Annotated in this window: 22 protein-coding genes; 8 read left to right on the forward strand and 14 right to left on the reverse strand. The window is 53.3% G+C overall.

Annotated elements, in window-relative coordinates; genetic code table 11:
- Window positions 1–962: 962 nt before the first annotated feature.
- The gene (locus G491_RS0122880; protein WP_028316201.1) at window positions 963–2,066 is read left to right on the forward strand and encodes a TRAP transporter substrate-binding protein; all 1,104 of its coding nucleotides are present in this window, start codon (window positions 963–965) and stop codon (window positions 2,064–2,066) included.
- A gap of 9 nt (window positions 2,067–2,075) precedes the next feature.
- Complete coding sequence (locus G491_RS32115) at window positions 2,076–5,288, forward strand: efflux RND transporter permease subunit (protein WP_028316202.1); 3,213 nt, start codon at window positions 2,076–2,078, stop codon at window positions 5,286–5,288.
- Between the two features lie 97 nt (window positions 5,289–5,385).
- On the opposite strand, the gene G491_RS0122890 is transcribed toward G491_RS32115, so the two are convergent.
- The 4 genes from G491_RS0122890 to G491_RS0122905 form a co-directional block, all read right to left on the reverse strand.
- The gene (locus G491_RS0122890; protein ID WP_028316203.1) at window positions 5,386–6,108 is read right to left on the reverse strand and encodes a DUF5131 family protein; all 723 of its coding nucleotides are present in this window, start codon (window positions 6,106–6,108) and stop codon (window positions 5,386–5,388) included.
- Window positions 6,101–7,204, reverse strand: a complete 1,104-nt coding sequence (locus G491_RS0122895) for a three-Cys-motif partner protein TcmP (protein WP_015948991.1) — start codon at window positions 7,202–7,204, stop codon at window positions 6,101–6,103. The genes G491_RS0122890 and G491_RS0122895 overlap by 8 nt, the downstream gene beginning before the upstream one ends.
- A 158-nt stretch (window positions 7,205–7,362) precedes the next feature.
- Window positions 7,363–7,710, reverse strand: a complete 348-nt coding sequence (locus G491_RS0122900; protein WP_028316204.1) for an AzlD domain-containing protein — start codon at window positions 7,708–7,710, stop codon at window positions 7,363–7,365.
- Entirely contained in the window at window positions 7,707–8,441 is a 735-nt protein-coding gene (locus G491_RS0122905) for an AzlC family ABC transporter permease (RefSeq protein ID WP_015948993.1), read from the reverse strand. Before G491_RS0122905 ends, G491_RS0122900 begins: the two co-directional genes overlap by 4 nt.
- A gap of 82 nt (window positions 8,442–8,523) precedes the next feature.
- Here G491_RS0122905 and G491_RS32120 point away from each other — a divergent pair, with 82 nt between their 5' ends.
- Window positions 8,524–9,075, forward strand: a complete 552-nt coding sequence (locus G491_RS32120) for a gamma carbonic anhydrase family protein (protein WP_169829504.1) — start codon at window positions 8,524–8,526, stop codon at window positions 9,073–9,075.
- A gap of 29 nt (window positions 9,076–9,104) precedes the next feature.
- Here G491_RS32120 and G491_RS0122915 read toward each other — a convergent pair whose 3' ends face one another.
- The 7 genes from G491_RS0122915 to G491_RS0122945 form a co-directional block, all read right to left on the reverse strand.
- Window positions 9,105–9,692, reverse strand: a complete 588-nt coding sequence (locus G491_RS0122915) for a chemotaxis protein CheD (RefSeq protein ID WP_015948995.1) — start codon at window positions 9,690–9,692, stop codon at window positions 9,105–9,107.
- Between the two features lie 198 nt (window positions 9,693–9,890).
- Window positions 9,891–10,664, reverse strand: coding sequence for a type III pantothenate kinase (locus G491_RS0122920; RefSeq protein ID WP_028316205.1), 774 nt, complete (start codon window positions 10,662–10,664; stop codon window positions 9,891–9,893).
- Window positions 10,665–10,673: 9 nt separating this feature from the next.
- On the reverse strand, window positions 10,674–11,594 hold the full coding sequence (locus G491_RS0122925) for a CdaR family protein (protein ID WP_028316206.1): 921 nt from the start codon (window positions 11,592–11,594) through the stop codon (window positions 10,674–10,676).
- Window positions 11,595–11,599: 5 nt separating this feature from the next.
- Window positions 11,600–12,472 (reverse strand): dihydropteroate synthase, encoded by an 873-nt coding sequence (gene folP, locus G491_RS0122930; protein WP_028316207.1) that lies wholly within the window; start codon window positions 12,470–12,472, stop codon window positions 11,600–11,602.
- Window positions 12,473–12,483: 11 nt separating this feature from the next.
- Complete coding sequence (gene ftsH, locus G491_RS0122935; RefSeq protein WP_028316208.1) at window positions 12,484–14,475, reverse strand: ATP-dependent zinc metalloprotease FtsH; 1,992 nt, start codon at window positions 14,473–14,475, stop codon at window positions 12,484–12,486.
- Between the two features lie 95 nt (window positions 14,476–14,570).
- Entirely contained in the window at window positions 14,571–16,013 is a 1,443-nt protein-coding gene (tilS, locus tag G491_RS0122940) for a tRNA lysidine(34) synthetase TilS (RefSeq protein ID WP_028316209.1), read from the reverse strand.
- A gap of 33 nt (window positions 16,014–16,046) precedes the next feature.
- On the reverse strand, window positions 16,047–16,436 hold the full coding sequence (locus G491_RS0122945; RefSeq protein WP_028316210.1) for a DUF3568 domain-containing protein: 390 nt from the start codon (window positions 16,434–16,436) through the stop codon (window positions 16,047–16,049).
- A 99-nt stretch (window positions 16,437–16,535) separates the two neighbouring features.
- Here G491_RS0122945 and G491_RS0122950 point away from each other — a divergent pair, with 99 nt between their 5' ends.
- The 4 genes from G491_RS0122950 to ahbB all read left to right on the forward strand — a co-directional run bounded on the left by G491_RS0122950 (window position 16,536) and on the right by ahbB (window position 18,457).
- Window positions 16,536–16,808, forward strand: coding sequence for a hypothetical protein (locus tag G491_RS0122950; protein WP_015949002.1), 273 nt, complete (start codon window positions 16,536–16,538; stop codon window positions 16,806–16,808).
- A gap of 81 nt (window positions 16,809–16,889) precedes the next feature.
- A complete protein-coding gene (locus tag G491_RS0122955; RefSeq protein WP_015949003.1) occupies window positions 16,890–17,345 on the forward strand; it encodes a hypothetical protein in 456 nt (151 codons plus the stop codon).
- Window positions 17,346–17,398: 53 nt separating this feature from the next.
- A complete protein-coding gene (locus G491_RS0122960) occupies window positions 17,399–17,821 on the forward strand; it encodes a hypothetical protein (protein ID WP_015949004.1) in 423 nt (140 codons plus the stop codon).
- A gap of 153 nt (window positions 17,822–17,974) precedes the next feature.
- Window positions 17,975–18,457 carry a siroheme decarboxylase subunit beta gene (gene ahbB, locus G491_RS0122965; RefSeq protein ID WP_028316213.1) on the forward strand — a complete coding sequence of 161 codons (483 nt, stop codon included), beginning with the start codon at window positions 17,975–17,977 and terminating at the stop codon, window positions 18,455–18,457.
- 9 nt (window positions 18,458–18,466) lie between these two features.
- On the opposite strand, the gene G491_RS0122970 is transcribed toward ahbB, so the two are convergent.
- Window positions 18,467–19,546, reverse strand: a complete 1,080-nt coding sequence (locus G491_RS0122970) for a hypothetical protein (protein ID WP_015949006.1) — start codon at window positions 19,544–19,546, stop codon at window positions 18,467–18,469.
- A gap of 85 nt (window positions 19,547–19,631) precedes the next feature.
- Window positions 19,632–20,687, reverse strand: a complete 1,056-nt coding sequence (locus G491_RS34505) for a glycosyltransferase (protein ID WP_051327471.1) — start codon at window positions 20,685–20,687, stop codon at window positions 19,632–19,634.
- A 119-nt stretch (window positions 20,688–20,806) separates the two neighbouring features.
- Here G491_RS34505 and G491_RS0122980 point away from each other — a divergent pair, with 119 nt between their 5' ends.
- Complete coding sequence (locus tag G491_RS0122980) at window positions 20,807–22,366, forward strand: lipopolysaccharide biosynthesis protein (protein WP_169829505.1); 1,560 nt, start codon at window positions 20,807–20,809, stop codon at window positions 22,364–22,366.
- Here G491_RS0122980 and G491_RS0122985 read toward each other — a convergent pair.
- On the reverse strand, window positions 22,360–23,232 hold the full coding sequence (locus G491_RS0122985) for a DUF1848 domain-containing protein (RefSeq protein ID WP_028316215.1): 873 nt from the start codon (window positions 23,230–23,232) through the stop codon (window positions 22,360–22,362). The genes G491_RS0122980 and G491_RS0122985 overlap by 7 nt on opposite strands.
- Between the last annotated feature and the right edge of the window lie 25 nt (window positions 23,233–23,257).

Below are 23,257 nucleotides of genomic sequence, written 5' to 3' on the forward strand. Positions count from 1 at the left end.
CAGGATACTGCCCTGCCAGGGCTGCCCGAATGCGTTGGAAACACAGCCTCCCTATTATCCTCTATCTTGTCGGATTGCTCCGCGTGAAGAGATGGGCGCTTAGGATGTTTTTGTGGAAATTTTTACCCCGCCTTGTCCTGATCCCTATCCTGGCTTCGCGTAATCCGACCTACATATCGCCTTGCGATTTCGGCAAGGCGCGGCTATGTAGGGGCTACTTCTGTTGAAAAGACTTTCAGGCCGTGGGAGGCGCGGAAGGTTTCCATTCCGTGTTTTCCGTGACTTCCGTGGTTCAAAACAAACGTACAAAGTGGGTGTTCAGCCTTCAATCAGCCGGTATAATAATTGATAACCATTTGAATTTAAATATCTTTAATATGCATTCCGACGCACAGCATGGGAACGAAAGAAACCTATCCCCTACGTGGCCCATGGACGCTCGGGAATGCCGGATCCCCCCCACCACCACCCTGACCCTCCCATCAGGCGGGTAAGGGATTTTATAGGACGATCTTCTTTTGCGCGCAGCGCCATTTTAAAGTTTTGATCAAACTTTTTAGGCCGCGTTGCGGCCCGAAGATAAAATGTTTGCCGCCGGAGGCAGGCCGTTTTATTTTTTTGCAGTTTGCAGTTTGCAGTTTGCAGTTTGCAGTTTGCAGTTTGCGGTTTGCAGTTTTCGCTTCACCGCCGGAGGCTTATCCAGGCTCTCGAATTAATAGCAAAATCACATTTTTTTCATCGTTTGGCAAAGTAAAAGACTTGCGAAACCGCGTCCAAAAAGGGTATAGGAACAGGCAGAGGGTTTAACGCGGAGGGTCGCTGTTCAGGGGGGACGCAGTTTACTCATGTTTTCTCCGGCATTCTAGCTTCGGAGGAAGACATTCTCTTCCATTATTTCCAATCTTTCCGTCCATGGCGGCGGCCCCAGGCTAATAATCTGAATTCCATACATGGAGAGCCTGATGGCTTCACTATTTTTCTTGCGCAGGAAGGGGGGCGCCCTGCATGCGTCCACCTTGCGCCCGCGCCTGACAGCGTGGGCCGCATTGCCGGTTTTGTTCGCCTTTTTGTTTTCCGCCGGCGCCGCTTTGGGGCAGGAGCCCCGTTTTAACTGGAAATTCGCCACCCTGGCTCCGGAAGGCGTGGGCTACGCCGTGCAGATCAAGCATGTGGTCAAGCCCAAGTTGGAGGAAGTGGGGCAGGGCGACATCCGCATCAAGATATACTGGAGCGGCGTCATGGGAGACGACGCCGGGATCATCCGCAAAATGCGTTTCGGGCACTTGAACGGCGCCGGCCTCACCGGCAGCGGAAGCATCAGCCTGTGTCCTGAGATGTCGGTCCTAAGCCTGCCTTTTCTCTTTTCCGACTATGACGAAGTGGATTACGTCCGTAAAAACATGCGGGACGATTTTGAATCCTACATGGAGACCAGCGGCGCCTTTCTGTTCGCTTTTATCGATCAGGGCTTCGACCAGATTTATTCCAAAAAATACAGCTTTACCAAGGAAGAGGATTTTCGCGCCGCCAGGTTTCTGACCTGGTACGGACCGGTGGAGGAGGAGTTTTACCGCAGCCTGGGGAACAATCCCATTCCGGTCAGCTTTCCCCGGGTTCTGCCCAGCCTGAAAGACGACGTGGGCGACTCCTTTATGGGCCCGGCCATCCTGGTGGTGGGTTCCACCATGTTCACCATGTTCAAGCATGTCAATCCAACCTTTATTCGATACTCGCCGGCCTGCTGCGTCATCCGTATGGAGGACTGGAACAGCCTTCCCCAGGAATACGTGGACGCCTACTATTCGCTGCGGGACGGCATTGAAAATGAATTTTGCGTCCAGAACAGGCGGGACGATAAAAAATATCTGGTGGCTCTTAGCAAATACGGAATCAGCGTGACCCGCACGGACCCGGAGACCGTGGCCGCAATCCGGGAAAAGGTCAAACCGGTCTGGAAAGAACTGGAGGGCCGGGTATACCCTCCCGAAGTTCTGGAAAAAGTCACCACCCATTTGCAGCAATACCGTAACGCCAAAGCCTCAGGCCAGGAAGGCGAAGTTCGCTAGGAAAAATCAATGGCAGCACAATCTTCACATTTTTTTGATTATAATACCTGGCTCCGGTGGATTGTCAGCCGTCCATGGATTATGCTTCTGATAATCCTGCTGTTGACCATAGCTGCGGGATATCGCTTGCCTTCCATTAAAATAAACGCCTCGTCCTACGCAATCTCCGTCAAAGACATTCCGGAATTCGCCGCTTATGAGAATTTCTTGCAGGAATTCGGGGGCGCCGAATACATTCAGGTGGCGGCCAAGGCAAATAATATCTTTGAGCCCGAAACCTTCGCCAGGGTTAGCCGCATGGCCGACAAACTGGCGAAGATTCCAGGCGTTCAGACGGTTATCAGCCTGCCCGGCGCAAAGCGCGACATGGACCTTTTGGACGAATGGACCCCGGCCCAGTTCGAGGAAAAAATCGAGCCCGTGGATTTGTTTGTCCGCAACATCATTTCCAAAGACAAAAAAACAACGACCATCACCCTGATCCTGAACGACATCCGCGGCGGGGAAGAGGAGTTGGTCAGAGCAATTCAAGAGGCTGTGGACTCGGAAAAGGGGGACATGACCGTTTATGAAATCGGCATGCCGCTGATTTCCCAGGCGGTTTTAAGCGTCATAAAGCGCGACTTCATGATTCTACCGCCCGCGGCGTTCGTCGTCATGATTCTAACCCTGATTGTTCTATTCAGGTCCATACGCATACTCATCGGCCCCCTGGCCTGCGTCACCATATCCATTATTTGGGCCTTCGGCGCCATGGCGTGGACCGACACTCCGGTGGCGGCGCTCACCCTGGTGGTCCCCATATTTCTCATGGCTGTGGGTACGGCTTATTGCCTGCATGTGGCGGCCGAATATCAAAACACGATAGAAACCGCCAAGACGCCCAAAGAAGCGGCAATAGCCTGCCTGGAGCAAGTGCGCCTGCCAACCGCCCTGGCCGTGTTCACAACCTTGATCGGCCTCTCGTCTCTCATGCTCAACCGGACCGAGGCGGTCAGGGAATTCGCCTTTCCCGCATGCATCGGCATGTTGTCCCAACTTGTCCTGATATTGCTTTTGTTCCCGGCTATATTGGCCATGACGCCCTTGCCGAAAAAACAGGCCAAGGCGAAAAAAGAGGACCTGCTGGACCGCCTGCTGTCCAGGATCGCTGTCCTGAATCTGGATCACAGCAAAAAGGCCCTGACCGTAATTGCAGTGATCGTCGGCGTGTCTCTGCTGGGCTTTTTCCTTTTAAAGGTGGACGCCGACGTGACAAAATACCTGGGCAAGGACGCGCCGGTAACCAAGCATTTTCACGATGTTTATCAGGATATGGCCGGCTGCTTCCCCATCAATGTAATTGCAAAAGGGAAACGGAGCGAATGCTTCAGGAACCTGGACAAACTCCACCGGCTTTCCGAATTGCAACGCTACCTGGAGTCGGTGGACGGCGTGGATAAGACCATATCCACGGCGGACTATCTCAAGCTCATCAACTACTCGGTCAACGGCTATCGCAAAGAAGACTACACCCTGCCCGAAACCCAGGCGGATTTGGAGAACCTGTACAATCTCTATAGAATGCTCCTTGGCGGCGCCGACACGCAAAAATTTGTTTCAGACGATTTCAACTTGGCCAATATTTTGATGATGACCCACATCTCGTCCACCCACGAATGGCTGGAAACCCAAAAGCGCATCGAAGCCTATTGCCAGGAGCATTTTGGCGAGGATTTCAGCATTTCCATCACCAGCATGGCCGTGATAGTGGCCCATAGCAATGAAATCGTGACGCTAAGCCTCATAGAGGGCCTGCTCATAATCATTTGCGTGGTCCTGGGGATCATGCTGGTGGCGTTGTTATCCCCCAAAGCAGGGCTAGTCACCCTGCTGCCCAATTGCTTCCCCTTGGTGATCCTCTTCGGCGCCATCGGCTGGTTTTCCGTGGAGCTTTCCATGAACACCGCCATGGTGGCCAGCATTGCCATCGGCCTGGCCCTGGACGACACCATCCATTACATGGTCCGCTACTCCCGGGAGCTCCGCCACGGCCTGGACCGCCGCAAGGCTCTTGAAACCGCCGTTCGCAGCGTAGGGCGGCCCATCATCTTCACCAGCATTACCATCACCATGGGCTTTTTGATTCTTTTATTCTCCGGGTACAAGCCCACGGCGACCTTCGGCGCCCTCATGGCCGTCACCATGATGTCCGCCCTTGTGGGGGACCTTATAATTTTGCCCAGCATGATGCTTAAGGTGGATCTGGTGACCCTGCTTGACCTCCTGCGGGTCAAGTTGGGCATTGCTCCGGATAAAGGCATTCCCTTGTTTGCCGGGCTTTCCAAATCGCAGATCCGGCTGCTTTTAAGCGCCGGAGCCATCAGGAACTATCCCAAGGGCCATATTTTGATGGAGCCGGGCAAGGACGGGGATTCCCTATACGCCGTCATATCCGGCGAGGCGGCCTTGTATCACACCATACCGTCCCAGGACGACAGCCTGGCGGGCGCCCGCATCAGGCTGGCCGCCCTCAAGCCGGGAGACGTGATCGGCGAAATGGGAGGGGCCTCCAGTTGGCACGGCAAGACCGCAACCCTCATGGCCACCACCTATGTGGAATTGCTTGAGATTAATCCGGGCGTGGTCAAGCGGATTCAGTGGCTGTCCCCCCCCACGGCGTATAAGTTCATGCTCAACCTTGTGGAGGTCCTGGCCCAGCGCCTGGAAAGCACCACCCAGAGGCTGGCGGGGGAGGGATACCGGGATTCCGTCACCGGCCTGATTAATCCGGCCTCGTTCGAACGCGCCCTGGAAAAGGAAATCCACCGCGTAAGGCGTTACGGCAGCCAGTTGGCTCTGGGCGTGGTGGAAATTCAAAATCTGATAGACATCAGCACTCGTTTTGGACTGCATACGGGAGACCGGGTTTTGGCGCACGTCTCCAGGGTGTTGGGCAAACGCATCCGGGAATTCGACACCCTTTGCCGCTTGGATGAGCAGCATTTTGGCATGCTTTTGGTTCGGGCCGGAGATGAGGGCGGCCAGGCTATTGTCAGGCGGCTCTCTTCGCTGTTGAACAAGGACCTGGACAAGGACCTGCCCAGGCTGGAGGTCTCGGTGGGTTTTGTGGTTTTCAGCGGCGAAGAGGACGTCACCGCCGGCCAATTACTTTCCCGCGCCCATAAAGCGTTGGAAAGCGGAAAAGATCCGGACGCCTTCCTGCAGCGGCTTGTCGTTTAAAAGAAGCTCAATACGCATTTGCTATTGTAAAATGAAACGAGGGAGCGGCTTTTTCAGCCGTTCCCTCGTTTGGTTGGTTCGGAGAATATGTTGAGGATCACCCGGTCGCTTGTTGCTGCTCCGGCATATCATCGTAAAGAATGCCATCGAGCAAGCGCCCGGCTTTCTTTTTGTTTACCCCGCCCCATTGTTTGAAGAAAAATTTGACGCCAGCCTCGCAGCACTGGTCCCTGATATCGCAAACCCACGCCTTTTCCATGGGCCTTGAGCCTGGGCCGGATTCTCCGCCTACGATCACCCAATCGATGCCTTTCAGGTTCATGTCTGGCACAGGTCCCAAAAGCGGCTCCAAGGACAAAAAACGTACGGCTGCCGGGATTTCCCTAAGGTGATCAATACGTGATTTGTAATCCTGGTTTTCTATGGTGACGCCCATCCAAATGTTTGGGCTCCATTTAAGCTCATTAGCCATGGTCATGGCCCGGCGTGAGCGCTTGGTCAAAACTTGAAAGCTATGCCAATGGGCTTCTTTCATGACAGAAAAGATTTGTTGAATGAATACATCCGGGACGGAAGAATGAAAAGTGTCGCTCATGGAGTTGACGAATATAACCTGCGGCTTTTTCCAGTGCAGTGGATAATCAAGGACATGGGGATGCAGGCTTGGCTTGAATCCGTCCACATAATTAGGTTGGCCCATGGCCTGTAATCGCATTGCCATGCGCTCAGCATAGCAATGGTCGCAGCCAGGGCTGATTTTCGTGCACCCTGTCACCGGGTTCCAGGTGGATTCCGTCCATTCTATTCGCGAGCTAGCCATTGCCTATCCATTTGATCTTATGTCGCTTTTCCGTTTTTGAGCAGGTGTCGTAGTCGAACCCAATCCTTCTTTTATAGTGCACCTTACCACGTTTTTTCAGATCGCTCATCTTTTCTCGTGCATGTTTTGGAATATGCCCTTCCTCAAGTGTAAACCTTAGTACCTCCCAGTTTGTAACTTCCCGCTTTAAGGCAACAAATTTCTCTAGTTTCCTTTCAAAGGCTTCAACTTTAGATATTTTTTGATCCTCTTCAAAAATTTTAATTTGTTCAACATCGTCAATATCATAGTCTGCCTCTCCGGCCAACTTGTCTTTATTCCAAGCGATTTTTAAAAATTTCTGTACTCCCAGTAAATGCTTTGATCCAAAGATAAGTCCATATATGTTGCTGTTTTTCATAATAGAAAAAGGGTAGAGCAAGGTCAGATTATTATCGGGGATTCTTTTCCTATATGTTTCCAAGACAATTCTATGACTTTGGTCATGTGGGGCATTTTTAATCACCTCTGGGTCTAAATCCGGGAATATAGTTCGAAAACTTGGCTCTCCTGCAAACCTCCTTAAGTACGACGATGATATAAAGAAGAGAAAATCAGTTTTATCCATAGAAATTAGGCGATAAAATATCGGCTCGTTGACCTCTTTAACTCCATTCTGGTCTAAGAAAAATAGATTCGGCTGATTTCGGAATTGATTTTCCATCTTATAGAAAAGAGCTTGAAATTCGTCCTTAAATGGCAATACTTCAATAAGATCCTTAATGGCGGGGTGCAATTGCCCATACTCTTGGTTAATTGTTTTTTGAAGTAAATCAAATTTTTCGGGATCCTTCTCATTCAGGAGAATTCGGACTCTCACATTTTGTTCTATAATATTGCTTTGGTACTTTCGGATGTTATTAAAGATCAAAACTGGGCTCCCAGGGACGCCTTTCTTGTCATATCCAGGGCCGGCAAAGAAATCACAGATCATTAGCCCTTTAGGGCCTTGCCTGAAGAACACCGGAAGCCACTCTTCAAGATATCTTTGGAAAATATCCAGCTTAGTTTTGGTCGCTTCATCAAACGGCCTGCTGTGCAGATTGGTGATCGGCATCTTGCCTCCTTAAATGAAAGAAAGACAAAATTTAGACGGGCATGGTTATGTCGCAGAGGAAACTATCCTTTAATTATCATAGGATAGACAAATAAAAAAGAGCTTTATTTTACACATGTCATTCAGTTAGGGCTATTCCAGTGGTCTTAGGCATTGAGCTATCCTAAATATCCGCTTTCAATGAGCTTTTGCGCCAGCCAGTAAAGGGCCATGCCGGAGATGACCGTCCCGCCCAATGATTTGGTCTTGGCGGCGATGAAAAAAACAGGAAAAGCCACAAACAACTTGGGGTTTAAAAAGTCGAAATGCGCGCCCTGAGCGGTTTTGGCGACGATAAGGTCCGGCGCAAGCAAGGCGGCCAGCAGGGCCGGGGGGATGAATGACAGCCATTCGGAGAACCAGGCCGGGACGTCTCTTTTGGCGAACAAAGCCAGGGGGATGAAGCGGGGCAGATATGTCACAAGGCCCATGCCCAAAAAAATCAGGAATAATTGGAAGGTGGTCATGTTTTTTCCTCCCGGGCCTTTTCGAACTTTTTGAAAAAGGCTGTCCTGCGCAACGCCAGGCATACCGTGGCCCCTGTCATGGCGCCCACGATCACATACATGTTGCCTTCCGTATACAGATGCATGACCGATGCGGCCAATCCTGCGATCACGGCCGAAGCCACGTATATAAGCCCCCGGATTTGAAATATCAGCAAGCCGATGAACATGGCGATAAGCGCGTAGTCAATGCCGAAGGCCCCTTGAGGAATAAGCTCGCCGAACCAGGCGCCGGCGATGGTGCATAGAATCCAGCACAGATTGGAGGCATGATTGACCACCAGGGCTTTTTTCGGAGTCCAACCGCCTTCGATAAAACGGGTGTAGTTGACTCCAAAGCTCTCGTCAGTGACTCCGTACGCGTATAAGGCAAGCCCTTTGAGGCTCATGGAGTCCAGGTGCTTGGCCAGGGAGGAGCTTAAAAGCACGTGGCGCAGATTCACCACAAAGGTGGTGATGATGATGGGGATGGAGGCGGCTCCGGAGACCAGCATGGACACGCAAATGAACTGGGCGCTGCCCGCAAACACGATCACGGACATGAGGGCCATTTCAAAAACGCTGAGCCCCGCTTTTTGGGCGAGAACCCCAAGGGCCATGCCGATGGGCATGTATCCCATGCAGATGGGCCATGCTGCAGCCAGCCCCTGCTTTAAGAAATCTTTTTCCTTGTCCTGGTATTCGGCGTCCATTTCCTGTAAAATCCTTGTTGATAGTGCTCGCCCATATACCTATTATTGTAAAAAGATGTCAAGAACGGCAAGGAGAGATATTATGGCTGAAATCCATCCCAGCGTGTTCGTGGCCCCCAACGTATTCGTTTCCGGGGATGTGACGGTGGACGAAGACAGTTCCTTATGGCCCGGCGCTTCCCTCAGGGGAGACCTGGCGCCCATTCGGATAGGCAAGGGTTCATCCATTCAGGACAACTGCTCAATACATGTGAATCCCGGCTTTACCGTCGAAGTGGGGGATCTGGTTACCGTGGGCCACGGGGCAGTGCTGCACGGCTGCAAGGTTGGAAATCATTCCGTGGTGGGAATGAACTCGACGGTCCTGGACGGTGCGGAAATTGGCGATTGCTGCCTGGTGGCCGCAGGGTCGGTGGTCAAAGGAGGAACCAAGGTTCCTGACTATTCCCTGGTGGCCGGAAATCCGGCGGAAATCAAATCCGTTAGGCTGAAGCCCTTTATGAATTGGGTCGGAGCTTTAATGTATGTGGCCATATCCAGCCTGTACAAGGAAGGGGCGACCGAGTTCCCGCCGGATGAACTCAACAGGATCGTGGATTCGCTGAAAGACAAATACCCCATGCCCCCCGAATAGCCGCAGCTTTTCTTATAGCTTGGAACGGGTTACATGGTTGTCCATGCGACGTGCTGGCCGGCGGTGTTGGTTTTTAGGGTGACTTCGCCGGTGGCCATGTCCAGCCACATGGACCGGGAGCAAAACCCTCCGGTTTCCTGGGCGTTGATGGATTTGCCCATGGACTTGAAGATGTCCGTCAAGGCCTGGTAGTTCCGGGGGCCTATGTTGAACACCCCGGTGGAGGTTTTGCTGCTGGCGCCGCCTGCGATCTTGACTTCCATGCGCCGCCATTTGGCGCCCAGTTGGGAGCACGCCTCGAACAAAGCGGGAATGCCGGTGTCCGCGAACATATACGGCCTGGCTTGCGCCTTTTCCGGGGAGATGGACGAGTGCGGCAGTTGGAAATGCAAAAGGCCTCCGATCCGGGCGACCGGGTCGTAAGCCGATACTCCAATGCAGGAACCCAAAGAATAGGTGGCTAAAACGGCGTCAAGGCTTCCGCTGACTCTCAAGTCTCCAATTCCCGCCTTTACTTCCTTTTTCTTCCCAAGCACCAAACTGGATATGACCGGACTTTGAGCCGGGATGGGATAGTTTTCCAAGTTGCTAAAATGCGCCAGTGAGCCGTAAGCCATTCTTTTTCTCCTTAAAAAAGAAACAATCGGTTATAGGAGGCTTATCGGCATTTAGTTAAAAAAATTTAGGCGATTTTTCACATTCGGGCTATCTTGTGGAGGCTCTCTGAGCCGCGGCGTATTCTTCTGCTTGTACAGAAAATAAAAGCCCCGGGCGTGAAGGCGCCGGGGCTTTATAAAGCGGAATGAAATTGCAATTTAACTATTTGAAACCCTGTCGAAAATAATCCGGAGGCCTTCCAGGGTCAGGCCGGATTCCACCTCCTCGATGGTTTCCGCCACATTGGCCATCAACGGCGCAAGGCCTCCGGTGGCGATGACCCGGGGCTTGTTTTCCATTTCCTTGACTATCCGCCTGACCAAACCGTCCACAAGCCCGGCGTAGCCCAGGATAATCCCGGACTGCATGCTTTTGGCCGTGTCTTTGCCTATGGCCTGGGCCGGGGGATTGAAAATTTCCACCCTGGGCAGCTTGGAGGCGCGGGCGAACAAGGCTTCGGAGGCGATGCCCACGCCGGGGCTGATGGCGCCGCCCAGGTATTCGCCGTCCTTGGAAATGCAGTCAAAGGTGGTGGCGGTGCCGAAGTCTATGACGATCAGGGCGTCATGGTAGCGCTCGTAAGCGGCCACGGCGTTGACGATCCGGTCTGCGCCCACCTCCGCGGGATTGTCGTACAGAATGGGCATGCCCATGTCCATTTCCGCGGACACCCAGATAGGCTCGTGGCCCAGATACTTCTGGCAGAATGCGTGAAGAATCTTACGCATGGGCGGGACAACGCAGGAAACGATGGTGGCCGTGATGATTTCCGGCTTGATGTCCTTGCCGGCGAATAATTGGGACGCCAGGACAAAGAATTCGTCCTCTGTGGTTTCCCGCTCCGTCCTGATTCTCCAGTCGCAAACCACGCGCTGATCGTCAAAGACCCCCATAACCGTATTGGTGTTCCCCACATCAATGACTAATAGCATACCCGTTTCCTATTTGATTTGTACCGTAAAAACCTCCGGAGAGGCATCCTGCAAAGTTACGGCGAGCGGCAGGGCGATGACCGCCCGCCTGGCGTACACGCCCCGTTTCAGCCCGCTCAGGTCGATCCAGGCGGCCATTTCTCCGCTATTGGGCAAGTCGTCCAACACCTGCACCGGCCCGCGCACCACTAATTCTATCACCGGAGGAGAAATGTCAAACGCCTTGGGCGGATTTTTCCCTACAATGGGTACTGTAATCCTCCTGACCGCCTTCTCCTCTTCAATCACCACTTTGGCTGTCACGGCCCGGACTTCAGACAGTTTGGCCACCGCCTCCTCCAAATCCAGCGCCGCCTCCCTGGAGAGAGGTTCGCTGGCGCCGGCGATATCCACGGGCTTGGTCGGAACGGTTTCCTTATCCTTCAAAATTCGGGAAGGCCCCTTCAACAAAACCCTTTCCGGAACCACGTTAAGCTCCGTCACCGTATACCCTGACGCCGGCTGGCCCGCCAGCATGACCAGGACGTACATTTCCTTTTCGATTTTCGGCTCGACGCGAAAACTCAATTCCTGGGGCTGGATGGATTCCACGCGGACTCCGCGCGGGACGAGGCCTTCCCCAAGCTGGACGGGGATGGAGACCGCGCCTTCCTCAAAGCCCTTTGGGTCGGGGCGGTAGTAAACCCCTGAATCCATGAGGGAGCTGAGTCTGCTTCTGGGGCATGAAACGGTCAGGGTGAGGTTGTTCACCGGCGGGTCCACGGCCATGAGATCCCCCCGTACGTCCCAGTCAATGGGGACAAGGATTTCCGCCTGCGTGGGGATGACAAAGCAGAAAAAGATCCAACCGGCGAGGCACGCCAGCCCTAAGCCCAGCACGGCCGGCAGGATGATTCTGCGTACTCCGTTTTTAGCGGATTGAGGCTCCATAATGGCTATTCAGCCTGAGCGATGGCGTTTGCCAACAGCATGGTTGTACGGGCTCTTGGAACATCGTGCACCCGAACAATATGAACCCCGGCGGCTGCGGGGGAGGCCAGCACGGCTTGAGTTCCCGTTTCGATATCCTCCATGGAAGGCTCTTCCGTTCCCGGAAGTAAATTGTCAGTCAGTATTTTTCGGATAAAGGATTTGCGGGACGGCCCGAGCAGGACGGGAACGTTCAGGGCGTCCAACGCGTCCAGATGCTTGATAAGCAAGAGGTTGTGGAGGACGGTTTTTCCAAAGCCGATGCCGGGGTCTACTATGACCAGATCGCGGGAAATTCCAGCCTCCACGGCTTTTTCCACGGCGTTGCCCAGGTAATCGCGCACTTCCGCCACGACGTCTTTGTACTGAGGCGCTTCCTGCATGGTTTTGGGCGTGCCCGCCATATGCATGAGGATCACCGGGACTCCCGCCTTGGCGGCGGTCTCAGCCATTTGCGGATCCATGTTAAAAGCGCTGACGTCGTTGATGATGCTGGCGCCGGCCTTGACGGCGGCCTCGGCCGCCGCGGCTTTCATGGTGTCTATGGAAATAGGGACGGAGACCTCTTTGTTCAGCCTCTCAATGACCGGAACCACCCTGTCGATTTCTTCCTGGACGGACACCGGATCCGAAAACGGCCGCGTGGATTCGCCGCCAATATCGATGATGTCCGCTCCTTGGGAAACCATTTCAAGGCCGTGGGCGACGGCTTTGTCGGTCTCCCTCCATAGCCCCCCATCCGAAAAGGAGTCCGGGGTGACGTTGAGAATACCCATGATAAGGGTGCGGCTGGTCATATCCAGCCTGCGGCCGTTCCAGGCCATGGTATAAGGCTTCAAACGAACTTCTCCTATTCTTCTTCGTCCCTGTCGCGGGGATCGGAGCCATCCTTTAATTCAATATCTTCCGCATCTGCACTGTTTTCAGGAGTCTCCGGCGCAGACTCGTATTTGGCGTTCAAGGTCGGCCCGGGAGGAGCGATGACCTGCCCTTCTTCCGGAGCGTCTTCCCCTTCCTCCTCTTTCAATTCTCTTTTGAACTTTTCGGAAGGAAGTTCCAGGCCAGGACGCATGGAATGAATAAGCTCGTCCAGCTCCGCACCCATAATGGTTTCCTTCTTCAGCAAAAGATCCGCCAGGGCGTGGAGGATGTCCACATTGTCGGTCAGGAGCTTGACGGCGTTCTCATAGCTGGTCGTAATAAGGTTCTTGACTTCCTGGTCGATCTGCCGGGCCGTTTCTTCGGAATAATCCCTGGGCTTGGCGATCTCGCGTCCCAGGAAAACCTGCTCGTCGCCCTGTGCGTAAGAAAGGGGGCCCATCTTTTCACTCATTCCCCATTCCCGAACCATGCGCTGGGCCGTTTCCGTGGCCTGCTTGATGTCGTTGGACGCGCCCGTGCTTATGCGGTTGAAAATCAAATCTTCAGCCACCCGGCCGCCGAACGCGACGGCCAGTTCGCTTTCTAACTGGTCTTTATACTGGGTGACCCTGTCTTCCGAAAGGAACCAGGTGACGCCCAACGCCCTGCCCCGCGGTATGATGGTCACTTTGTTGACCGGCAGGGTTCCGGGCAGGAAGCGGGCGACCAACGCGTGTCCGCCTTCGTGATACGCGGTCATGCGAAGCTCGGCCTTGGACATGACCTTGGTCTTGCGGGCCAGCCCCATGTAGACCTTGTCTTTGGACTCCTCAAAGTCCATCATTTCCAGCTTATCCTTGCCCTTTTTGGCGGCCAGCAGGGCGGTTTCGTTCACCAGGTTTTCCAGGTCTGCGCCGGAAAAACCCGCCGTGCCCTTGGCAAGGGCATCGGCGTCCACGTCGTCCCCAATGGGGGTCTTTTTCATGTGGACTTCCAGGATTTTTTTACGCCCGCGGATATCGGGCAGAGGCACAACCACCTGGCGGTCGAACCGGCCGGGCCTGAGCAGGGCCGGGTCCAGAACGTCCGGCCTGTTGGTTGCCGAAATCAGGATAACGCCTTCGTTGGATTCAAACCCGTCCATTTCCACCAGAAGCTGGTTAAGGGTCTGCTCCCGTTCATCGTGTCCGCCGCCCAGGCCTGCGCCGCGATGGCGTCCCACGGCGTCAATTTCATCGATGAATATGATGCAAGGGGCGCTCTTTTTGCCTTGCATAAACAAATCGCGAACCCGGGAGGCGCCCACGCCCACGAACATTTCCACAAAATCCGAACCGCTGATGGTAAAAAAGGGGACCTCCGCCTCTCCGGCGATGGCGCGGGCCAGCAAGGTCTTCCCCGATCCCGGGGGGCCCATGAGCAGCACGCCCTTGGGAATACGCCCGCCCAGACGGGTGAATTTGCGGGGATCCCGCAAAAACTCCACAATCTCCGAAAGTTCTTCCAAAGCCTCGTCCACGCCGGCCACGTCGTCAAACGTCACCCTGGCCTGCTGGTCCGACAGAAGACGAGCCCGGCTTTTTCCGAACGACATGGCCTTGCCGCCTCCCGACTGCATCTGGCGCATGAAAAAGATCCAAACGCCCAGGAGAACGATCATGGGCAGCCATTGAAGGATGTATATCCCGATACTGTTATCCGAGGGCGGCTCAGCTTTTATGTCAATGCCCTTTTGGGTAAGGTGGGGAATCAGGGACTGGTCTTCCGGCGCATAGGTGCTCCACTCTTTGTCATTCTTTTTCAGAGTAATCTTTTTACCCTGGATGCTGACGGAATCCACCTCGCCTCTATCCACCATCTGCAAAAACTCGGAGTAGGTAACCTCCTGCTGCTGGGCGGATTGTTCAAAGGTGCTGAACATCAGGAAGACGGCAAAAATGATAATGACCCAAAAGGCTAAATTTTTATACCAAGGGTTCAAATGAGAATACCTCCTTCATCCCGGGGCTTTTGAGCGCACCACGGGCTATTGGGCTAATAAAACTGTCCAGGTTATATTTTAATCATTACGTGCTTTTAGGCAAGAAAAACTTTGCAACGCAAAATGCGCCTTGTTTCTGATAGAATTTTAGCAGGCTCCGCCAATCGTTGGCCTACAAGCCAAAGAACGGTTTCTTCATTTGTAAGTACATAAATATTTAGGCGATCCTGGGCGGGAACCTTGTGGTCGATAAGAAATTTTTTTACCTTTTGCGCCCCTCCTGCTCCTAATGGGGTAAAACGGTCCCCGGGCCTCCAGGGCCTGAAGGTCAGGGGAAAAGACGCCCGCTCCAGGTCCATGCAGACCTCCATGGGGTCCTCCTTGAGAAGAAAATTTTCCGTTTTCTCTTCCTCATAGCAAACCAAAGTCAGGCCGGCCTGGGGAATTTGGTGCGTCCCGGGCCCATCCAAAACCACCCGCCATTCCTTGGCAGGCTGGGAAGGCGTGCGCGCCCAGTCCGGAGAGTCGTGCAAGATGAATTCCAGCTTCCTTTGCACGCGCCGGGCTTCCAGGCCGTCGGGCAGGTGCACCTGGCTTCCGGATTTCCCTTGGCAGGCAAGTTTCAGGACGTCATGCACGTGGGTCCATGAGGTCTTTCGGGTATTGCCCCGAACTTCGGCCATGGCCTGCAGGACAATCCTGCGCTGCAAGGCCAAAGGCTGTTTAACAAGGTGGACGAGCGAAAGTTCCAGGCCGTTTTTTATTGGCTTGGCGTGATCGTCCAGGAAATCCCGGGCCATGCCGTCCATCCATAGATGCTCTTCCCGCAAGATGTTTGAAAGGCGATTAAGCCCCGGAACAATGGCCGGATTGTACTGGCTTTCCAAAATGGGGAGAAGATGAAGGCGAATTTGGTTTCTGAGAATGCTTTGATCCTGGTTGGTGCTGTCCTGGACCCATTTCAGGGCGTTTTCCCGGCAGTATTCCAGGATTTCCTTGCGGGTTAGTTTAAAAAGAGGGCGCACCGTTTTTCCGTTTACGGGCGGAATGCCGGAAAGGCCTCCGGCGCCTGCCCCGCGGATTAGGGAGATAAGCATCCATTCGGCATTATCGTCTGCATGATGCCCCAGGGCGACAAAGTCGTAGCCATGCTCCTGCATGGCGCGGGAAAAAAAGGCTTTGCGGGCCTCCCTGGCCGCCTCCTCCAGGCTCAGCCCCGACTCTTTTCGGGCGGCCGCAACGTCCACGGTTTCCATATGAAAGGGCACATCCAGGCTGTTAGCCAATTCCTGCACAAAGAGGGCGTCCCTGTCCGATTCCTCCCCGCGCAGGCAATGGTTTACGTGGGCCACGCCCAGTTGCAGGGCGAACTCCTTTTGAAGACGGGACAGAACGTGCACCAGGGCGGTGGAGTCCGGCCCGCCGCTCACGCCCGCCAGAACGCGGGCGCCGCGAAAAAGCAAGCCCTGTTCATACAGGGCTTGGCGGACTTTTTCCAAAAAAGAATCCACAATGGGCGGAACATGCCCTGCAGTCATTTGGGGGCCTCCGTCCTTATGGCGTGGGAAGGCCTAAAGGCGTTCCTGAATGTGGCTATGGATGGTTTCGGAAATCTGACGGTCCCAGACTCCCACGTATCCCACGCGAATTCCGATTTGGGTGATTTTAGGATCCAGCATGGTGACTTTGATGGTGACCGGCTTGTCTCCCGCCCTGCGGCCGTTGAACGTAGTGGTAATGCCGTCGTCCACCTTGGAGTCAATGCTGATTTTCAGCTCATTTATCACCGCGTTAGTCACGGATACGGCTTTGGCGTAAGTAGCCGGATAAGACCGCACCAGTTCCCCTTTAACGTACGTAAAAGCCCCCGCGCCCGCGCCCGCGCCCAAGACCACCGCAGCGCATGAAGAGGTTGAAATCAGTACAATGGCGCACAGCAATGCCAACAAAGCTCTTTGCATAAGAAAATCCTCCGTGATCTGATAGTTTCCTGATCCGCAGGCCTAAGATTAGGCTACATTCTCTGATGTGTCAACGGCGCATTGACAGGAGTAGTAATAGTGCTGATTATGTTATATAATACCGAACCCTTTAACCGGCAAAGGGGGTCGCCTTTGGAACTCATTGATTTCAAGTATGTATACTGCCCCGTGATGGAGAAGGAATTGCGCCTCAAGAGGCTTTACAAAACCCGTGCAAATGGTAAAAGCACCAGGAAGAAGGTGATCGATTGCACGGGCGCATTGAGGTGCGGAGCCTGCTCGGTCATGGATGAAAAGGTGATTTTCGATTTTTCCAACTGCCCTTTTCGGGATGTAAATTTTTTTGATTAACCCTTGGCGGGACCGGCCGGGGCGCGCCGGATCATAAACGGCCGCCCCGCCGGCCCCCATGCTTTGCGCCAGAGGCTTTATATGGACGAAAAACTTATTAAAACGCACGACCTTCCCAACGGACTTACCTTAAACATTTATGACGGCTCAAAAAAAATCGCTGACAAAGGGGAATTTCAAAGCGAGCACGCTTCCACGGCTCAGCGCAAGCTGGAAGGCGACATCTGGCTGGTCTCCATGACTCTGCGGATGGAAGTGCCTGTTCTGGACTCCTACTTTGTACAGGATGGAAGCTCCGCAATGACCCGCGAAAAAGTGGTTCAGGTTCTTGGAGAAACAGTCTTGTTTGAAAAAACCATGGCCCGGAACCTGGTTCATTCCAGCGAAAAGGACGAAATTTTCGAGCAGGTGGCGAAAGAAGCTGAAAAAAGCATGATCCCCTACCTCTCCCATCCGGAGTTCGGGAAAAAATTTGTTTATAAGGTCTACGCGGACGAAACATCCCCCGCCGCCATGCATAGGAAAGGCCTGCTGTAACGGAAAACGCAATGCGGCTCATCCGCCGCTATATAATACAGGATCCAAAGAAAATGATTAAAAACATATCCGAAAGCATGAAGGAATACGCCGAAATGGCGGTCCAGTTCGCCAAAAATTTTTTTGACGCCGACCTGGACTACTCCGAAGACAGCCTGCAAAAAGTGGATGAAGTCATTTCGGCCTACCGAAGCGGCCAGGTTTTCGATCCCAAAGAGCTTACCCCGGAACAGGAGGAGGACCTCTGGGTTTTCTCCAAAATGATAGGCGGCTACGTGGGGGAAGTGATTATTCGCAATTTGGGAGGAAACTGGTACACCCGGAAGCTGGATGATTTAAACCTGACCATTGTCCTGCAGATAGCCGACCAAGTGGAAGGCTCCCCCCCGGACATGGTGTTTCAATGCATGACCGAGCCTTTTCGGACCGTGGAAGCCTTTTATGAGGAAGCTAAAAAATCGCTTTCCGTGCATTAATGAGCCGACTCGGCGCTTGAGGCCCAAGGCCTTGTATACAGGTTATTATCTTGGGCCGGCCGGCTTCCCTTGAAATTTCAGGCCGTATGGAGTATTTGGATAAGACTTATTGATTGAAGGTCTTGTATTCCAATCCAAACTTGGTAAGGATCCATGCTGACAGACGTTGACAAAAAGGTGGTCGCCGCTATTCAGGGGGATATTCCCATTTCTCAAAGGCCCTACAAAGAGCTTGCGGAATCCATTGGGATTTCGGAAGCCCAGTTTCTTGAAGCCGTCAGAAAACTCCATGATCAAGGCGTAATCCGGCGTTTTGGGGCCACGATACGGCATCAGAAGTCCGGGTTTTCGGCTAATGCCATGGTTGCCTGGAAGGTGGATGAAGCCAAGGTGCATGAGGTGGGTAAGATCTTTGCGGGCTTTAAAGGCGTTTCCCATTGCTACCGCAGAAACCCCGTAAGTACATGGCCTTACAATCTGTACACCATGATTCACGCCCAGGCCCAGGAGGAGTGCGTGGAAATGGCCCGGGAAATGGCCCATACAGTTGGAGTGGAGGACTACAACCTGCTTTTTTCCAAGCGGGAGCTTAAGAAAACCTCCATGGAGTACTTTCCGTCCGACGACGACGACTAAATCAAACTCCTATACAGCCATGTCCACCTGCTGGACTGTGGCCACCTCCCCGGTTTCCTTGACAAAAACGCCGGTTTGCCGGACCTTGCCCTGCAACTCGTTGTCCTGGTCCTTGATGTCAAACTGGGTGGTCAGCCCGGAAGTGGAAATAGCCCCCACATTAGCCTCTTTTAAGGACTGCAGCGTCTGGTTTCCCTCGCCGTCCACGGTCCACACGCGCAACTGCCCGAAAACCGCATCAGACTCGTCAATCCAGTTGTTTCCGTCCTCGTCGTACTGAGCCAGTTCCTCAAAACCATTGCCCGAAGTGGGGCCGAACAACTCGCTGCCGTCGTTGATCATGCCGTCCTGATTTTTGTCCAGGGCGAGAAACCCGCTTCCCTGGGCCAGGGTGGACACATTTTCCATGTCTCCGTCCGCATCCAGGTCAAAGCTGAATTTGGAGGACGTCAAACTGGCGGCCGGAGCGTTGAAATTGATGACCAGAGGATCCACAATGGTTCCGGCCCGGAACTCAAAATTTTCCTCCGTATAGTATTCACGCTGCATGACCAGGTCCAGGGAGAAGTTGATGGACCTGCCGTCCGCCGTTTTTATTTCGCCCTGGGCCGAAAAAGAGGTGGCTTCCTTTTCGTAATAGGATTCGTGATATTTGTATTGGATTCCCCAGTCCGGCGCAGCCGCTTCTTCCACAGGGGCCTCCCCCTCAACAGGAACGCTTTCCGGCTGCTTCACTTCCTTCATGAAGTCAGACAGGGTTTTCAGCTTGATTTTCTTGCCGAACAGCGTCTCCAGGAGCATCTTGACCAGGTACCCCTCCTTTTCCATGTATTCCGCTTCTTCGGCCAGGATTTCGGAAAGGGTTTCGGTCTGATTTTCCACGGCGGCCTTTTTTACCTGCTTGGCGCCTTTGGCAAGGTCTTTGGCGAGATCCGACAGGCTGATCGTGTCCTTGGGGCCTTGGGCTTCGCCTTCCTCGGCGTCCACGGAGCCGTCGCGCATCTGGATGCGCAAGGATTCACGCTTTTCAGTTCTTTCAGTGTAGGTTCGGAAAGATTGAAGGTTTAGATTGGCTTGTTGTATTTTCATGTTATGCGCTCCCTTGCATAAAGACGTCCCTGTTTTTCGGAGTATCGGCAATAGAGCGGCTGGGCTTTAATATAAGCCGATGAGGCTATCTTATGCGGATCAGGGCTTTGGCATAGTGAGCGATGCGCTTCAGGTCATGAAAGAGGGGCTGGGGGTCGTGTTCTATAAAAAGGGCGGGCGCGGATCGGAATATGCGCTGATAAATAAAGGGATGGAGCAGGCTTTGGGCAAGATAGCCTATCCCTTTGGGGGCATGATGATTTCTCAGCAGCGCAAGCCCCAGGTCCATGTATGTCTTTCCTATCAGCCTGGAGCAAAGCCGCCCAAGGCCCGGTGCGCATTGCTTTTTAAACCTTTGTAAAATAAGCAACCGTTGCAGAAAATTGTTCGCCTGCTTTTTTTCCTTTTGCTCCATATCCCAATTGTAGCGGGCAAGCGGTTTATCGATAAACGCAAACCTGCAACGGGACGCCAGCCTGAGCCATAGGTCGAAATCCTCGGCGAACGGCAGCGATTCGTCAAAGCCGCCCAGCAAGTCGAAAACCTCTTTCCGGATCATGGCGGTAATCGTGGAAGGCAGCAGGTTTAAATTCTCCAAGGCAATCTTGCAATAGTCCGGGCCAATCAAATACACAGGTGCGTACTCACTATTGGAACTGCTGTTCAAAAAGGACAGATCTTCAGGACGGACCCAGTGGTACGGAGGGCGGCCAAGGGATTCAAACACGATAAAGTTGCTGTAAACGACCGAAACCTCCGGGTGCTTATCCAAGACCTCCGCCCGTTTCTCCAGGCTTCCGGGAAGAGCCTCGTCATCCGCGTCCAGAAATGCTATGTACTCTCCTCGTGCAACTCTCAACCCGGCGTTCCTCGCCCTGGCGCGGCCCAGGTTTTCCTGTTCCTGATAAACGATTTGCTTTTTTTCTGCGTAGCTCCGGCAAATATAGCCCGTATCGTCCGTGGATCCGTCGTTCACTACAATAATTTCCACGTCAGGCCCACGTTGCTCCAGAATGGAGTCAATGGCGTTGGCAATGCAATCCTGGCCGTTAAAAACCGGGATAATGACGGATACTTTAAATGGATTTTGGGCGTCTTTGTTCATATGCGCGGGAACAAGAAAAAAGTTGGTTAACAGCATTGATTTCAAAAACTAAGTATAAAGGGCCGTGCGTCCTGTCAACAAAAGAGTTGCTAAAAAAACTGCTGTTTGATAGGTATTTCCGTTCTTTCCGGTCGATATGCTGAGGATCTATGCGCTTGCTCAACAGAATTATCAGAGGGTCGGTTTTTCGAGTAGGAAGCCTTCTGCTTCAGATCGCCCTCACCTTCATTATGATGCCCTATATAGTCAACAGCCTGGGCATCCGTATGTACGGATTCTGGGCCTTGGCATGCGCCTTTGTGGGTTATTTCGGCTTGATGGACATAGGACTCGCCTCAGCCGTGGTCCGCTACGTCTCCCGGGCATTGGGCGCCAATGACAAACAGGATGTAAACCGGGTTGCAAGCACCGCCTTTTTTACCTTCAGCGGTTTGGGCATGGCCGCCTTGTTGGCCACTCTTATCCTGGCGTTTTTGTCCAACTGGTTCTTTAAAAGCCCTGACGAATCCAAAATTTTCGGCCAGGTGATCCTGATTACCGGGGCGGGCTTCGCCTTGAGCTTTCCCATGCGCGTTTTCGCCGGGCTGCTTAACGCCCGCATGCGTCAGGATCTCCAGTCTTTGACATCCATGCTCAGATTGCTGGTCGCCAATGCACTGATTTATCTGTCGTTATCTAACGGGTATGGAATTATGGCCCTGGCTTTGAGTTATCTGGCGGCCGACATATTCATGCACACCCTCACGGCTTTCATGGCCTATAGAATATATCCCGGCTTGCAAATCCGGCCCTCCCTCATGTCCACAGCCAGCCTTAAAACCTTATTTTCATACGGCGGCATATCCTTTTGGGCCAAATTGGCCGGAATCTTCCAGTTTCGGACCCCGCCCATCCTCATCGCAATTTACCTCAATGCCAACTACGTCACCCTGTTTCATGTCGGCGCCAGGCTGCTTCAGATCTACTCTGCGCTGGTTGACAGCGTGGCCAGCATGGGCGGCCCCATGTACAGTTGGCAGGAAGCCAGGGGCGACAAGCAGGCTCTGCAAAATTCCTTTTTGCATTTTATCCGGATCAGCAGTTTGTTCGCCGTTTTTATTGGGGCGTCCATTGTTTTTTTCGGAAAAGACTTTGTCACGGTGTGGATGGGGAAAGGGTATGTAACAAGCTATTACATCATATTAATCCTGGGCGCGCCCACCATTATCGCGGCGACCCAAGGTCCGGCCGTAAACCTGTTGTTCAGCATTTCCCGCCATCGTTTCATGGCTATCATCAACACGGTGGAGACCGTGATCGGCTTGCTGCTATCCATGATTTTACTCCCCTATTACGGAATTTACGGCGTGGCCGCCGCACTCGGCGTTTCCACCTTGTTATGCAAGTCCGTGATTCTTGCCTATTACACCTGCAAGTGCATTGAAGTCCCCGGCAAAGATTACGTCAGGGCTTTCGCTATGCCAAACCTTAAGCTCCTGGCCGCCATGGGTTTTTATTTCTACCTCATTTCGGATTATTTGAAGCCCACCTACGCCAGCATCATGGGGCTCGCCGGAGTTCAGATGCTGCTGTTTATTCCCGTGATCTACTTTTTTGTGCTGGAAAAAGAGGATCGGATCGCCTTGGCCGGTGTTCTAAAAGCCCGCAAGATGGGCGATGATCCGCTCTCTGCAGCCCATCCCGCCGACATCGACAAAGACGCTTCTTGTCAGTAGCCTTCCGGGTTGGCGTAGCAATAAAGGCAGCTGTGCCTGCAAGGATGAAGGGAGTAAGACCCAATGTCCCGGGACTCCATGCAACGGCACCCCTGGGAGGCCCTTTGGCCTTTGTCCTGTTTTTTGGAGAGCCCTGGCCCGTATAATTTTTCCAACAAATCATGATTGATGCATGCGTGGGGTAGGATGCCGCAGTCCTTGGGCAGGATTCCCTCAAGCCTGTTTTCGCAGCAGGTGTACAGGGTAATGCCCCGGTCTTGCAGGACCGTTTGCATGCGCAAGAGGATTTCCGCCTGCCTTTCCGGGCCGGGAGGGGCGAAGGAAAAATTCTTTAAAACTTTAGTGCGTGTGACCAGTTTCCGATACACATCGACAAAACTGGTGACGCATCGGGCCACGCCGCAGGCGGCCGCTGCATCGGCGATGGCGACGAAATCCCCCAGATTGTTCTGCGGGCCTTGCTCCGTTGTAAAATGGCAAATGGGGTCAAATCGCCAGGTTACCGCCTCCGGCCCGAATTGCTCCGCCAGCTTTTTCAGCGCTGCAAGGCGGTTTGCCAACGGCGGCGTCCGGGGCTCCAAAATAGGGGACTCCGAATTGATGGTAAAAACAAAAAAAAGATGATATCCTGTATCGATTAGGGCTGTCCCGTAGCCTCCACGCAGGAACGGGGAATAGTCCTTTGACCAAAATACTATGGAGTGAACTGCTTCATTGTCTGCAGGGACTTTGTGCATTATCTTGGAAAACGGGTTTTGCACTTCGAAAAAACCCTGCTTAACGCCGGCCATGAACCAGTCCATATAGAACGCAGGGATGTCTGTGCGTCTGGAAGCGGAAATAACTGTTTTGAAATGCTTTTTCACGTTAGTTCCGATCCCGTGCAGGTCC

Source organism: Desulfatibacillum aliphaticivorans DSM 15576 (assembly GCF_000429905.1).
Classification (GTDB): Bacteria; Desulfobacterota; Desulfobacteria; order Desulfobacterales; family Desulfatibacillaceae; genus Desulfatibacillum; species Desulfatibacillum aliphaticivorans.